The sequence below is a fragment of the Tropicibacter naphthalenivorans genome (assembly GCF_900176475.1).
In the GTDB taxonomy this organism is placed as follows: domain Bacteria; phylum Pseudomonadota; class Alphaproteobacteria; order Rhodobacterales; family Rhodobacteraceae; genus Tropicibacter; species Tropicibacter naphthalenivorans.
In genome coordinates this window covers 1-13,578 of the sequence record NZ_FWXX01000026.1, presented here as the reverse complement: position 1 = coordinate 13,578, position 13,578 = coordinate 1, and the positions used below count along the sequence as shown (strand labels likewise).

12 protein-coding genes and 1 pseudogene are annotated in these 13,578 nt (G+C 59.5%); 8 read left to right on the top strand and 5 right to left on the bottom strand.

Annotation, left to right across the window (positions count from 1 at the left end):
- The 5 genes from B9A11_RS20900 to B9A11_RS20880 form a co-directional block, all read left to right on the top strand.
- The coding region (locus tag B9A11_RS20900; RefSeq protein ID WP_084662851.1) for a calcium-binding protein at nucleotides 1-1,625 on the top strand (1,625 nt) is incomplete at its 5' end.
- A gap of 513 nt (nucleotides 1,626-2,138) precedes the next feature.
- On the top strand, nucleotides 2,139-2,639 hold the full coding sequence (locus tag B9A11_RS20895; protein WP_058249562.1) for a DUF6634 family protein: 501 nt from the start codon (nucleotides 2,139-2,141) through the stop codon (nucleotides 2,637-2,639).
- A gap of 289 nt (nucleotides 2,640-2,928) precedes the next feature.
- The gene (locus B9A11_RS20890) at nucleotides 2,929-3,792 is read left to right on the top strand and encodes a hypothetical protein (protein WP_058249561.1); all 864 of its coding nucleotides are present in this window, start codon (nucleotides 2,929-2,931) and stop codon (nucleotides 3,790-3,792) included.
- Nucleotides 3,789-6,143, top strand: a complete 2,355-nt coding sequence (locus B9A11_RS20885; RefSeq protein ID WP_058249560.1) for an integrase catalytic domain-containing protein — start codon at nucleotides 3,789-3,791, stop codon at nucleotides 6,141-6,143. Before B9A11_RS20890 ends, B9A11_RS20885 begins: the two co-directional genes overlap by 4 nt.
- Nucleotides 6,140-7,099 (top strand): TniB family NTP-binding protein, encoded by a 960-nt coding sequence (locus B9A11_RS20880; protein ID WP_058249559.1) that lies wholly within the window; start codon nucleotides 6,140-6,142, stop codon nucleotides 7,097-7,099. The genes B9A11_RS20885 and B9A11_RS20880 overlap by 4 nt, the downstream gene beginning before the upstream one ends.
- Nucleotides 7,100-7,259: 160 nt before the next feature.
- Here the strand turns inward: B9A11_RS20880 and B9A11_RS20875 are convergent, their stop codons facing one another.
- Together B9A11_RS20875 and B9A11_RS20870 are read right to left on the bottom strand one after the other, a co-directional pair.
- Nucleotides 7,260-8,456, bottom strand: a complete 1,197-nt coding sequence (locus B9A11_RS20875; protein WP_058249558.1) for a hypothetical protein — start codon at nucleotides 8,454-8,456, stop codon at nucleotides 7,260-7,262.
- Nucleotides 8,457-8,631: 175 nt separating this feature from the next.
- The gene (locus tag B9A11_RS20870) at nucleotides 8,632-9,528 is read right to left on the bottom strand and encodes a LysR substrate-binding domain-containing protein (RefSeq protein ID WP_058249557.1); all 897 of its coding nucleotides are present in this window, start codon (nucleotides 9,526-9,528) and stop codon (nucleotides 8,632-8,634) included.
- A 106-nt stretch (nucleotides 9,529-9,634) separates the two neighbouring features.
- On the opposite strand from B9A11_RS20870, the gene B9A11_RS20865 reads away from it, so the two are divergent.
- The 3 genes from B9A11_RS20865 to B9A11_RS20855 all read left to right on the top strand — a co-directional run bounded on the left by B9A11_RS20865 (nucleotide 9,635) and on the right by B9A11_RS20855 (nucleotide 11,742).
- Entirely contained in the window at nucleotides 9,635-10,300 is a 666-nt protein-coding gene (locus B9A11_RS20865) for a peroxiredoxin (RefSeq protein WP_058249556.1), read from the top strand.
- Nucleotides 10,301-10,404: 104 nt separating this feature from the next.
- On the top strand, nucleotides 10,405-10,842 hold the full coding sequence (locus tag B9A11_RS20860) for a Dps family protein (protein WP_058249555.1): 438 nt from the start codon (nucleotides 10,405-10,407) through the stop codon (nucleotides 10,840-10,842).
- Nucleotides 10,843-10,869: 27 nt separating this feature from the next.
- A complete protein-coding gene (locus tag B9A11_RS20855) occupies nucleotides 10,870-11,742 on the top strand; it encodes an MBL fold metallo-hydrolase (protein ID WP_058249554.1) in 873 nt (290 codons plus the stop codon).
- A gap of 49 nt (nucleotides 11,743-11,791) precedes the next feature.
- On the opposite strand, the gene B9A11_RS20850 is transcribed toward B9A11_RS20855, so the two are convergent.
- The 3 genes and pseudogenes from B9A11_RS20850 to B9A11_RS20840 all read right to left on the bottom strand — a co-directional run.
- Entirely contained in the window at nucleotides 11,792-12,121 is a 330-nt protein-coding gene (locus tag B9A11_RS20850; RefSeq protein WP_058249553.1) for a DUF2322 family protein, read from the bottom strand.
- A 215-nt stretch (nucleotides 12,122-12,336) separates the two neighbouring features.
- Entirely contained in the window at nucleotides 12,337-13,188 is an 852-nt protein-coding gene (locus tag B9A11_RS20845; RefSeq protein WP_058249552.1) for a hypothetical protein, read from the bottom strand.
- Nucleotides 13,185-13,520 (bottom strand): annotated as a pseudogene (locus B9A11_RS20840) (type ISP restriction/modification enzyme); the annotation flags it as partial. The pseudogene B9A11_RS20840 and the gene B9A11_RS20845, both read right to left, overlap by 4 nt.
- Between the last annotated feature and the right edge of the window lie 58 nt (nucleotides 13,521-13,578).

The following is a 13,578-nucleotide window of genomic DNA, read 5'->3' as shown; positions in this document are numbered from 1 at the left end:
CGGGCACGGATACGCTGGTGCTGGATTACACCGGCTTCGGCGCGCGGCGGAGCGGCGGCAACGATTACGTGCGGATGCGGACGGCCAGCGGCGATCTGGCCACCACCTTGGCAGAGGCGACCGAGGTCTACGGCTACGAGAACATCGGCTCCTATCCTGGGTATGCGGCCTACTCTACCGTCATCTCCGGCTTCGAGCGTCTCGAGGCCACCGGCTATGACTACAACGACAACTTCGCGGGCGGCGACCTGGACGACACCCTGCGCGGCGGCGCAGGCAACGACACCCTCTGGGGCAACGCCGGCAACGACATCATCGCAGGAGGTGATGGGAATGACTCCATAAGTGCCGGCAGCGGAGATGACCAGATTTTCTATTCGGCAGGCGCAGATACCATTGATGGCGGCGACGGTGTCGATCGCTTGATTGTGGATGGTCTTCGTGCAGACTACCAACTGACTGTCAGTGGAGCCAGCATGGCCGTGTTCGTTTATGCGGGGCAGACAGTTCAACTGGAGAACATCGAGTACTTGGTTTTTGCTGATCAATTTGAGTACATCGGCTCTAAATCGCCATCCGAAGAAGCAGATTGGATTGTCTTTGCCGATAGGCAAGCTGTGCAGGCTTTGGCGGGTGATGATACCGTCGAGGGAAGCTCTTTCGGTGATACAATCTCTGGCGGCTTTGGTGCAGATCATATTTTGGGAAAACTTGGCAACGACCTGCTGCAAGGCGGCGATGACAACGACACGCTGGATGGCGGCTTCTCGCGCGATACGTTGCAGGGCGGCGCGGGGGATGACCTGCTGATCGGCGGCTACGGGGACGACAGCCTTGATGGCGGCACCGGCAGCGACACCGCCGATTACTCGGGCTTTGGCGGCAACATCGTGGTCAACCTCAACCTTGCAGGCGCGCAGAACACCAACGCTGGCGGCACCGACACGCTGACCGACATTGAAAACCTGATCGGCGGCGACTTTGCCGACCGCTTTGTCGGCGGCACCGGGGCCAGCGTGCTGGAGGGCGGCAATTCGTCCGACACGCTCTATGGTCTGGGCGGCGATGACACCCTCGACGGTCAGAGCGGCAACGACCAGCTTCTGGGCGGCACCGGGGCGGACTTGCTGATCGGTGGCGACGGTTTTGACGTCATGCTGGGCGGCAGCCAGAGCGACACGCTGCAAGGCGGCGCGGGCAATGACCAACTGCGCGGCGGCACTGAAGGCGACACGCTGGAAGGTGGCCTTGGGCGCGACATCCTGATCGGCGGCGACTTTAGCGGCGGCGGCTTCCCGGGCGATGGCGCGGCGGATGTGTTCGTGTTCAACAGCGCTGCCGAGTCCACCCGGTTTGGCGCGGGCCGCGACATCATCCGCGACTTCGAAGACGGGCTGGACATGATCGACGTCAGCGGCATCGACGCCGACGAAGGCACCGCGGGCAACCAAGCCTTTACCCTGATTGGCACGGCGGCCTTCAGCCACACGGCGGGCGAGCTGCGCTATGTCAACACCGCCGCCGCGACCTTGCTGCGCGGCGATACGGACGGCGACGGGGTGGCGGATTTCGACGTCTACCTGAACGGGGTGATCGCGCTGGACGGGTCGGACTTTATCCTCTGACCTCGGTTGGCGTGACCGAAACCATAGGTTTGGATCGCGCGGTGTGTTTCATCACGTTTAGAACCGCGCGTTGATAGGTCTGGATGTCTTCGAGCTTATTTAGGGTCTAGGCCGCGTCTGAAGCCTCGACACCTCCGGCTGACGTGAACTCATGGGTTTTCGGAAGTTGAAGAGCGAATCTCGGGTCCACTTTAGAATCGATGTACTAGCCTCGGTGGTTTGATTTCGGCTTGAGCCACCAATGTTGGCGCGACTCATCTCGACGCCGCTCTCCCCCAGATCGCAAAATGACTTGCGAAAACGTTCCGCAGAAGTCTTCTATTCTTCAGTGGGCGTTCGAGAACCACCTAGTCGACTGATTTCCCTGTCATCTTTTTCGCAAGCCTATCTGCTTTACGTCTGATTTCCGCTGCGGCTACAGCCCCCTTCGAACACGCGCGTTCATCACGGAAACCTCAAATGTCGCCTCGCCCCGAAGCATGCCCGGGCCGAGGCCGCTCTCTGTATGGCAAGATGAACAATATACACGATCACCTCTACTATGAACTGCTCATGCGCAGCGTCACGGCGTTCCGGGCTGCCTTGGCTGGCCCGGACACCGATGGTGCTGAGCACGACACGCCAACAATCGACGATTACCTGATCGTTCTTCGGGGCGAGAAGATGAACCTGCATGGATGGGCTACAGGCCATCCAAAGCTGGGCGATGCGTACATCCAGACCTCGCTGTTGATACATGTGACCCAAGACGAGAAATGGGCGAGGACATTGTCTCGGTGGTATCGTCTGGAAAGCCCCCGACATCTCGATACCTCGCAGCTGTCACCGGACGCGGATCTGGCTGGATACTGTATTCCCGTGGGCCTCGGGGGCTTCAGCGCGCCGCTGCATCTGGCGCGTCGGCTGATGGAGTTGCGACCGTCAGACCTGTGTCGAATCGCGAGCGAGAAAGGATTCGACGAGGTGTCGAAGACTTTGAACGACATCGCGAAAATCTGGCCTCCGAAGGTCTGACTTCTGTTAAGTGTTTGAAAAATCGTGAAACTATCGTGCGATCTTTTTTCAAATATTTTCGCTCAGAACTTTCATGACCTCCGATTACCTCTTGATGAAGAAGAGATGAACATGAGGAGCGAATAGCCGTGAGAACCGGAATTCCCTGATTGATAGTCGAACGGCCGGGGCCTCGCAGGGGCCCCTGGCCAGCTGAGACGAACGATCAACCACCAATCAACGAGAGCACATGCCACTCGGCTGCTTTGCAGTTCGAGACCGGATGAACTGTGCCAACAGGCAATAACGAATGAAGACGACACGTGAACATCGCGACACCAGGAAAATCGCAGAGCATCCCAAGAATGAAGACTGCCGGGAAGCGACAGCTGTGCAGAATGGTGCCATCAAGACGCTGGAGTTCGTCGACGCTGATGGTGTCGATGGCATGATCACCTTTCCCCGACAGCTCGATATCGAAGGCTATGACGGCATCGACCAGTTGCTTCCTTATGACGGGGAGCGAAACGTCGTTCATCGCAGCGCATGGGCGAAGACCGGTTTTCTGGTCGGCCGGACAGAAGAGGACGGCGGGCGCCCGCGCGTCATCGGTCACGAGTCGGCGCTCGAGCGCTATGTTGCTCTGAATGCGCTGCTGCATCCGAACACGTTCGGCCTGAAATGCCAGCCTCGAACCGTGGTGTTTGCCGATCCCGTCGGCGACGTGAAGAGCAACACCTTAGATTTCCTGGTGACCCTGAAATGCGGGCAGCAGACCTACCTGTATGTGAAGAATGAAGACAATCTCAGCCGTCCTCGCCATGCGCTGATCTGCCAGCAGGTTCGCATGGCCTTGCCCGCGGGCGTCGGATTCGCAGCCGTTTCCGAGGTCTGTTTCCCGGCTTGGCGTCGTGGAAACCTTGAGCGCCTGTTTCTTGCGAAACGCTTCACCGACCCCGAAGCCGATGCCCGCCTTGTGGCAGTCTTGAACGATAACATCGATACGCCAGCCTTCACCGTTGAAGAACTGGTGTTCCGTTGTGGGCTGGGCCCACGCACTTTCGATCAGGGACGAGCTTTTGACGCCGTGCTGCGGTGCGTGGCGGATCGTCGGCTGGAGCAAAAGCACAAGGGCATGATCGATTATCCGACTGTGATGGAGCGCGCAGCATGACCGTCCATACCCAGCATTTCACCCTGCCGACGGGGACCTTGATCGAGTACGACGGCCAATCTGTCGTGGTTTCTGGCCTTGCGCATGACGGTATCATTGTCCGGGACCGCTACATCGGCGAGACCGAAGTAGCGCGCCATCACGTCATTCTGGATGCCAAGGTGCAGGAGCTGCTTCAGCGCCTCGATGTGACGATCGAGACGGACTTCTCCAGTGACAGCGTCGACGAAAAAGCCGAAGCCCGGGTTGTTGACGACGCTTGGCTTCATGCAGAGTTCGAAGCGCTCCGGCTCGCGCAGCAACGCGAGGCGTGGTGTTTCGCGGCGCAGTCAGTTCTCAGAGGGCGCCCCTACACCGTTACGTGGATCACCAAGTACTATGACGAGATCAAGCAGCGCGCGTCAGATCGCCAACGCCTGTTGCAACTCGGCGAAGATAAAGAAGGTGGGTACCAAGCACGATCCTGGGGACCGAGAACTGTCAGCAACTATTGCAAGCAGTATTTCGGGATGCGCAAACCCCACGCCAAGATTTTCCTGCCTAAGGAGTTGAAAGGCAACACTCTGCCTCGGTTGACCTTGGCTGAAGACGCCCTCCTTGATAAATGCTGCCAGAAGTATCTCAGCACCGCGCAGCCGTCGAAAGCGTCCATCGTCAGATTTGTGGCGCTGGCCTTCGCAAGAGAAAACAAGGAATTGCGTGAACAGGGGCGAAGCACCCAGCTGACAATCCCCCATCCCAACACTGTGTATCGCCGACTGAAGAAATTTACGGCACTGCAGTTGACCATTGGGCGAGAGGGTTTCCGCGCAGCACAAAAGGAGTTCTCTCCGACGCAGCACGGTGTCCGAGCCCTCAAGATCGGCGAGATGATCGAGCTCGATTTCTGGACCGGCGATGTTATGACCTTCGCCAAGAAATCTGCGTTCTGGGATCTACTAACGCCGGATCTCCAGGCTGACCTGAAGAAAAAGAACAAGGCGAGAAAGAAAGGTACGCCCAAAACGCGGCAGAGGCTGTTCATCTGCGCGGCCATAGACGTGGCCACAAGGATGGTCCTTGGCATCGGCATGGCCGAAAAAGCCAACGCCCGTACTGTCATTGAAGTGCTCGATATGGTCGGGCGTGACAAGACCGACATCAGTTTGCTCGCAGGTTGCCGCATGGCTTGGCATCAGCACTCGGGCGTTGGGACCATTATCGTCGATACGGGACCGGAGTTTATGAACGAAGAGGTTCAGGCTGCCGTCGTCGCGCTTGGTGCCTCGATCGTTTACGGTCGCGCCGGCGTCCCGATGGACAAACCCTTCGTCGAACGTCTGTTCGGAGGGTTGCGTACCCGCTTTGCCGACGCCCTTCCAGGAAAGACCGGCTATTCCGTCGATTGCCTTGTCGATTACGACAGCGAGAAAATGGCGGCCTTCAATGCTGATGAACTGCGCCATCTCATCACGCGCTTCATCGTCGACGACTATCCCCTAGAAAAACACGCGGGACTGATGGACAAACGCCCCGTGGACGCGTGGAAGCATCATCAACGGTATGGGATCGTGCATCCTGCACCTGCGCGCGTGCGACGCAACGCAACTGGCCTTCGGGTCAATCGCGTTCTGTCGAAGGAAGGGGTTCGGATCCTCGGCATTCCTTTCGGTGACCAAGAGGCGCTTGCAGCCGTCTTCAAACGCGGGAAGAAGAAGGTCGAGGTTCGGATCGACCCCAACGACCTGCGCGAAGTCACCGCAATCGTCGATGGAAAGCCGGTACATCTGACGAACCAGCGCCCGGATCTTGCCAAGCACACGCTCCGCACGTGGATGGCTGCAATCAAGGAAATGACGAAGACACGGCGTCAGGATCGTATCTTCTATGAACATGTCCTTCTTGAGCACGCCAACTGGTTCCAGAACAAGATTGCGGCTGCGGTGGAGAGACATGGTCTTCCATCCACGGAGATCGATGCCAGCACTTTGGATCGGTTCGAGAAAAACTTCTGCCTGAAACTCCAGATCGACGCTGACCCGGAAGCCGTCCATTCGGCTGACATGGATACGCTGCTGTCTGGCGGTGAAGGACCGGGCATCTACAGCGCCGAGGCCATTGCCGCCGAAAAGGCTGCTTATGCCGAGCAGCGCAGTAATCGGTATGCAAGCGCCGTCAGTGACACGGAACAGGACGGTACACCCCCATCTTCGGGTCGTGAGCCGCCCGACGGCTCAGCGCCTGTCGGCATTGCCGGAGATGCCGAGACCTGGTGGCCCAATACATCTTCCTCCGCTCCAGTTGATCCCCAGCAATCTTCCGTAGGCGATCGGTACTCCGGCGCGCCGAAAGGCAAAGGAACCTTGAAATGACTGACCTCCTGATCCCGCGCGACCTATCTTACGTGAAGCGTCGCGCAAAGCTGAAAGCACTGTTCTTCGAGATGTCGCGCGCCAATGCGCTGGACGAAAAGCTGCAGGCCGTGATCGACGATTTCGACGCTGGCGTTCTGTCCGGCAAGCACTGGGAGGGCAACGGTCTGGTTGTTGTCGGTGAAAGCAATTCGGGCAAGACCGAAGAGGTCAACCGCGCGCTTGATCGCTTTGCCAGCCAGACGGCCAGCCTCGAATGCGGTCGCGAGACGAATTTCTTGCAGATTGCCCTTGAAGGGGAGACGACCTGGAAGGCGCTCGGGCTTACCGTTGTGCGTGAACTCGGATACGAAATGGCGGCACGGAAGACTGAGCACGAGATCTGGTCACAGGCCCGCCGTCAGTTGGAGCGGACCGGAACCTGGCTCATCCACGTTGATGAATGCCAGCACATGTTCGAGACCTTGGGTGACAAGGAAACCCGTAAGGTCATCAATTCGATCAAGACCCTGATGAAGCATCGCCATTGGCCGGTGGTCGTCGTGCTCAGCGGTATCGACGACCTTCTCGGAAAGGTGAACCTCGACCCGCAGTTCCGGAACCTGATGACCGCGTTTCACATGGGGCCGATCAACCCGTTGCTGGACGCCGATCTTGACGAGGTCGATACCGCCTTTGTTGGCTACGCAGCTGCGGTCGGGGTCAATATCGACCGGGTGCGATCAGAAGAGACCTATCGCAGGCTGTGTTATGGGCACGGCAACCTGTTTGGTCGCGTGTTCAAGTTCATGGTCGATCTCTTCGCGAATGTTCCGCCGGATTGCACTGACATGACGATCGACATGTTGGCCGAGCGGTATGCGGCCCGATCTGGCTGCATGCCGGGGCATAATCCGTTCCTGAGAGATGACTACCACGCCTGTGATGTCGATAACCTGCTTGCAGGGGTCGACTGACCCGCATCACCAACATTCCTGATCACCGCGAAGACCCTGGCTTGCAAAAGCCGGGGTCTTTTCGTATCGATGGCCTTAGGAAAATCTTTTTCCTGACGTTTTCGCATTCCAGACCAGAGACCTTGGAAGGGCTATGGTGGAATTTGGAACGCCCTTGCTGTTACACATCATGAGAAAATTCAATGTTTTCAATGGGCCGTTTCGGCACTTTGGAAAATGCTTGGTGTAACCGACAATTAACCGCCGCGACTCGACGCACCTTCATCTCATCGAAGTTGATCATCACAATTCCATCCCGCTCCTCATAGTGCGAAATGTGGAGATTGCTGCTCCCGCGCGACCACCAAAATGGCGTGCTGTCTTCAAACTCCAACGGTTCGGCTAACAGACGGGCCAGACGCATCCGGATAGCCTTGTCATCATTGAACCATTCGACGCCCCGGACCCCTGGGAACGCTGAGGCAAAGCGCTCCGCGAATGTGACAGTGCTGTGCGCTCCATGTGTGGACGGTTTTTTCGGTGCAGCCTCCGTAGCGGCCGGTTTTGCTTCGACCCGCACGGCCGCGTCGAAGACCAGCTCGGCCAGTAGAAGCTGATCCTTGGACGACAACGGGGCTCGAGCGGTACGCCCACCACGGCGGGAGCCGTACCGAGCGACAAGATCGCGAAGCTGCCCGCGCCGCTCATCGAGAAGGACGGTTAGACGATTGGCGCCGATGTCAACATCATACTCCGCGCCAGGATCACCATCGCCGTCATCTTCGAGAAATCGCACCATAGCGGCGTGTCGCATGCATTGCTTCGGCGCCGCGTCGGTGGGGTCGGTGAAGGGTTCCAGGCGTTCGTCTCCAAGTGCATTCACCCCCAAATATTGGTTCCGAAAGTTTTGTGTGAACTTCACGCATTCCCCCACGAGCCGTTCGGCAATCGGCTGCGTGCCCGCTCCGGCTACACCGATTTCAACGGCGCCTGTGTCCAAGTTCAAGAAGTTGTTCTCAGAAAAGAAAGCCGGAGATCCGCCTTTGTGAAGGTCCGCTGCGATCTCGAGTGGAGTGACCGCAACCACGCTGCAAATCAGCGCAGACCGATCACGACGGCGAAGCAGCTTGCCGAGATCGTCCTCCAGACGAGTTTTGTGTTCAAGCAATCGCTCCAGCCAGTTCGCTCGTTCGATGCCGTCGGGAATTTCTGGCATCGTCACAAGCAGATCGACGTCACTCCCGTCATTGAACTGCGCACCGTCCTGATAAATCAGGCTACCGAAACAGTAGATGCCTGAAGGATCGAGATCCCCGCAGACTTCCCGCCCCCATTTCTGAAGCAGTAATTTTACGTCCGAAATTTGCTGATTTGACAATGATCCCTCCGCACAATTCGTAATGACACCAGCCGGTGCTCCGACCACAATCCTGCTCCAAACTCTTATAAGTTCTCAATGCGGCGGGAAAGTTGGAACTCGACGAGAGGGCTGCGACCGGTCATCCGCTGCGCTTGGGACGAATGACGGCTCAGGGCCGCGAGCGGAATGTCCTTCAATGGTTTGCCCGGCGCTGCTGCAAGAGGCTCGCGAGTCTTTCAAAGACCTTTGTTCGTGCAGATCCGGGGCGCCAGGCGAGGACGACCTGTCTTGGGCAGGCGTCCGGCAAAGGTGATAGTTGCACGGATCCGTCCCCTCCCACGCCCGCTTGTACCGCCAGGTCCGGCAACAGCGTGATGCCCAGACCCTCCGAGACCATCGCGATCAGTGTCGCGAGGCTCGTTGCGGCGAAGTCTTCCATTTCACCGGGTTTGATCATCCCCGGATAGGCCGCCAGAGCATGGCGTTGCAGGCAATGGCCCTTTTCCAGCAGCATCAATTGCCCCTTGGCGCGCGCAAGAGCCTCTCCCCCCGGGCCGCGCGGGGCTGGCCAGTCGCTCGGTGCGGCGAGGTGGTAGCCATCCTCAAACAGCGGCGCGATATGCAGGGTGCCCGTCTCGAAGGGCAGCGCGATGAGGATGATGTCGAGCCGTCCGGTATTCAGCCCTTCGATGAGGTCTTCGGTCATCTCTTCGCGCAGGAACAGCCGGATCTCCGGAAGTGCCTTGCGTATCTCGGGCATGGCCGCCGGGATCAGGAACGGACCGATGGTGGGGATCGCGCCCAGACGGAGGTCACCCTGAAACGGATTGCGGTGCGCTTCGGCCAGGGTCGCAATCTCATCCGCATCCAGAAGCAGCTTCCGGGCGCGCGCCGCGATCTCTGCACCCACCGGGGTGAGCAAGACGCTGCGCTTCGTGCGCTCAAACAGCGCCACACCCAACAGGCCCTCCAGTTCCTTGATCCCGGCAGAGAGCGTCGGCTGTGTGACGAAGCAGATCTCGGCCGCGCGGGAGAAGTTCAGGTGTTCCGCGAGGGCCACGAGGAAACGCATTTGCCGAAGGGTGAACATATAGAAAGCCTCTATGAGTTCCCTCAATATATTCAATTTCACAAATATAAAGCAATCCCCCAAATATCTCTCATCAGCAACACGGGACACGAAGGAGCCCAGAGAGATGACCGACCAGACCCCGATCACCACAGCCCAATCCGTTCAGACCGGACCGCGCCTGAACGAAGCCGCACCGGCCTTCGACGCGCCGACGACCCATGGCCGGAAGACGCTCGAGGACTATCGCGGCCAGTGGCTGGTGCTGTTCTCTCACCCGGCGGATTTCACCCCGGTCTGCACAACGGAATTCATCGGTTTTGCCAAGCGGCACGAGGATTTCGAAGCTGCCAACACCGCGCTGCTCGGCCTGTCGATCGACAGCCATTACAGCCACATCGCCTGGGTGCTGAACATCAAGGAAAAGTTCGGCGTCGACATCCGTTTCCCGATCATCGCGGACCTTAACATGGCCGTGGCGCAGGCTTACGGCATGATCCAACCGGGCGCGTCGGACACGGCTGCGGTGCGGGCGACCTTCATCATCGACCCAGAAGGCGTGCTGCGCGCCATGGTCTATTACCCGATGAACGCGGGCCGCTCGGTGGACGAGATCTACCGCCTGTTGATCGCACTTCAGACGGCAGATGAGAACGCCTGCGCCATGCCGGAGAACTGGAAGCCCGGTGATGCGGTGATCGTGCCGACGCCCAAGACCCCCGAAGAGGCCGCCGCCCGCGCGGGCGAAGGCTACGACACCGTGGATTGGTATTTCTCCACCCGCCACCTCTGACCCCTGACCGCCCTGCATCCCCCGCAGGCCGGCAACGCGACCCTGCCCATCGCTCGCGGTGGGGTCGCACATCGACACGGACCATAGCCAGGAAAGCAAACATCATGACCTCCCAACCCGTCACCACCAGCCTCACCCAGGTTCTCGGCGAAACCTTTCGCCTCTACGTGCAGACCCATGGCTACCATTGGAACGTCGAAGGGCCGCAGTTTCGGCAGCTGCACGCGATGTTCGAGGCGCAATACCAAAACCTCTGGGGCGCGCTCGACGAGATCGCGGAGCGTATCCGGGTCCATGGTGCCTACGCGCCTGCCTCTGTGGCCGATCTCGTGGCCCATGCCGGACCGGAAGCCGCACCCGCACAATCCGCCGAGGACATGATCGACCGCGCCATCAGCGGCCACGAGGCCATAGCGCAAACGCTTCGGACCGCCATCGCAACCGCAGCGGATGCCGGGGACGAGGTGAGCGCAGGCCTGCTCACGGACCGTCTCGCATGGCACGAAAAGGAAACCTGGATGATGCGCGCAAGCATGCGCTGACCCAAGCTCAACACTGGAGACACCATCATGACCCATCCCATCGTCAAATCCTTCTGGGATCAGCCCACCGGAAGCTGGCAGTATGTCTTCCATGATCCCAAGACCATGAAGGGCGCCATCGTCGATCCGGTGATGGAATTCGATCCGCTCTCCGGCGCGACCGGGACGAAAAATGCCGAGGCGCTGCTCGCGTATATCCGCGACACCGGCATCGAACTGGACTGGGTTCTCGATACCCATCCCCATGCGGATCACTTCTCAGCCGCGCAATTGCTCAAGCAGAAGACCGGTGCGCGGACCGCCATTGGCGAGAAGGTGACGGGGGTTCAGGAGCTCTGGAGCGAGATTTACAACCTTGCCAACGTCGTGCCGACCGATGGTCGCCAGTGGGACCGGCTGTTTACCGATGGCGAGACCTTCATGGTGGGCACGATCCCGGTGAGGGTGATCTTTTCGCCGGGGCATACGCTGGCCTCGATCACCTATGTCGCGGGCGATGCGGCCTTTGTGCATGATACGCTGATGATGCCCGACAGCGGGACATCGAGGGCGGACTTCCCCGGAGGATCGTCGAAGGCGCTTTACGACAGCATCCAGCGCATCCTTGCGCTGCCGGACGAGACGCGCGTTTTCGTGGGCCACGATTACGCCCCCAATGGGCGGGACGCACAATGTGAGGCGACCGTCGCGGAGCACAAGGCGCAGAACATCCACCTCAGGGATGCCCCGTCAGAGGAGGCCTATCGTGCCGTGCGCGATGCCCGTGATGCGACCTTGCCGATGCCGCGCCTGATGCTTGCAGCGTTGCAGGTCAACATCCGCGGCGGACGCCTGCCCGAAGCGGAAGGCAATGGAAGATCCTATCTCAAGATCCCGCTCGGAGCCTTCGAGGCGCGCTGACTCCAGCCGGATTGCCGCCGCGGACCCACCGCGTCGGCACCCTGCTGGGTCACTGTTTCACGAGCCGCATCTCCATTGGCTCGGCACCTTCTTGAATGTCGAATAGACGATCAATGTTCGGATGCGCGCCGGGCCGGTTGCGCGCGTCTTCCGTATGTTCGGCAAACACCAACATACCGTGGGTGGCCGCTGCGGCGTTCAACTGTCCGAAGGTTGCGAGAAGATGTTGATAAACCGCCAGGGATCCCTGTTTGCCGGGTTGGTTCTCGATAGACGCCACCACGTCACCTTCTGCATTCAGCAAATCCAGTTTCTCGATATCGTCGGTGGACGGAAGGCTCTGAAGATTCTCCTTGAACGAAGATGTCGGCTCGAACATCGGGCGGTCCTTTTCTATGGCCATTGCAGATCGGGCATATCAAACCGACATACATTTGGCCAAGCTCACAGACCCGGCACATCGCTGGTAGAAAATCCAGCCCGCATCTTTGACGAACAGCCAATGTCAGGTTTGGCACGCCGCGGCACAGCATAAAGTCGATCAACCAAAGTCCGCAGAGAGCCGTCAGGGGTCTGGGAATGGGCGCCCAATAGCTAAGTCGAGTTCGAAACCTGCCTCGATCGCTTCCTCCGGATGAACTCGGCCAGCCCCTTTTCGTCCAGTGTCGGTGCATGGATGGATTTCTTGATCCCGAACGCCGGATGTCCGACCCATTGGCCGTCGATCCATTGGCCCCAGCCGGTGTCAGTCAGCTCGGTGGCGAAGGCGCCTGTGTGGTGGGGTTGGGCCTTTCGGACGTGGCCGCGGCGGTAGTGGAGGGGCTTGCGGGTGCCGGTGTCTTCGCTTTCGGTGCGTTCAACATCGCGGCCGGCGGCGGTGCGCCAGCGGACGCGGTGCCAGGCGTTGACCGGGAGTTGGTGGGTGCGGTTCGCGGCGCGGCGTTCCTGACGGTGGCCGTTGGGGCTGGTTTCCACCAGGGAGGGGCTGTTCAGCAGGGACAGCATCATACCCAAGGTCGCGGCGGCAAGGTGGGTGGTGAAGATGCCTTCGTCCGTTTTGGAATCCACGGTAGACCCGGCGTTGATCCGGTTGGATCCGGGCTCCCAGATGAACTGGCGATAGGTGGCACCGTTGACGGCCATCTGGTCGACCCTGACGATCTTGCCATCGTAGACCATGACATAGAGCGACGGTTCGTCCCCGAGACGGAAGGTGGCCGGGGACGAGGGCGGGATGGCGATGCTGTCGACGAAGAACTCGTGATCCATGAACATCTGGTAGGCGAAGCGGCCCGCGGCGACGTAGATATCGAAGTCGATATCGAAATGCTGGGCGCGGGACAGGGCCTCGGCGACCTGGGGGAAACCCAGATGCCGGACGTTCTCCATGATCGTCTTGACCAGCTGGACGTGTGTCATGTGCGGCAGGACGGCGACCTCGGTCATTTCGGCAGGTCCAATTTCGGCTGGGCGCGGACGATCTTCATGGTCTCGAGGCTGACCGTGATGACGCGCTGGAACAGCTCCAGCGGATAGGCCGGGTTGTTCATGGTCTCGTTGGCGTCGTTGACGATGCCGCTGGCCTTGTCGGTCTTGACCACCTGGCGTTCCATCACCCATTCCAGCGCGGGCTTGCCGTTGACGACGTAGTCGTAGGCCTCCAGCGGGATATCCGTCATGGTGATGTTGGAGTTGTAGATCACCGTGGTCTTGTCCTTGTCGCGGGCCTTGCCGCCGAACTTCATCTTGGTGACGCGGTAGAAGGCCTTGGGGTCGTCGCTCTGAACCGCTCCTGGTTTTCCGGAGGCTCCAAATCAAGGAAGGATTGGAGCCATG

Bases quoted from the DNA above. Each gene is read 5' to 3' on its own strand.
- B9A11_RS20865 (WP_058249556.1), top strand. From the start codon at position 9,635: ATGACCGACCAGACCCCGATCACCACAGCCCAATCCGTTCAGACCGGA.
- B9A11_RS20870 (WP_058249557.1), bottom strand. From the start codon at position 9,528: ATGTTCACCCTTCGGCAAATGCGTTTCCTCGTGGCCCTCGCGGAACAC.
- B9A11_RS20890 (WP_058249561.1), top strand. From the start codon at position 2,929: ATGAAGACGACACGTGAACATCGCGACACCAGGAAAATCGCAGAGCAT.
- B9A11_RS20860 (WP_058249555.1), top strand. From the start codon at position 10,405: ATGACCTCCCAACCCGTCACCACCAGCCTCACCCAGGTTCTCGGCGAA.
- B9A11_RS20880 (WP_058249559.1), top strand. From the start codon at position 6,140: ATGACTGACCTCCTGATCCCGCGCGACCTATCTTACGTGAAGCGTCGC.
- B9A11_RS20885 (WP_058249560.1), top strand. From the start codon at position 3,789: ATGACCGTCCATACCCAGCATTTCACCCTGCCGACGGGGACCTTGATC.
- B9A11_RS20855 (WP_058249554.1), top strand. From the start codon at position 10,870: ATGACCCATCCCATCGTCAAATCCTTCTGGGATCAGCCCACCGGAAGC.
- B9A11_RS20850 (WP_058249553.1), bottom strand. From the start codon at position 12,121: ATGTTCGAGCCGACATCTTCGTTCAAGGAGAATCTTCAGAGCCTTCCG.
- B9A11_RS20895 (WP_058249562.1), top strand. From the start codon at position 2,139: ATGAACAATATACACGATCACCTCTACTATGAACTGCTCATGCGCAGC.
- B9A11_RS20845 (WP_058249552.1), bottom strand. From the start codon at position 13,188: ATGACCGAGGTCGCCGTCCTGCCGCACATGACACACGTCCAGCTGGTC.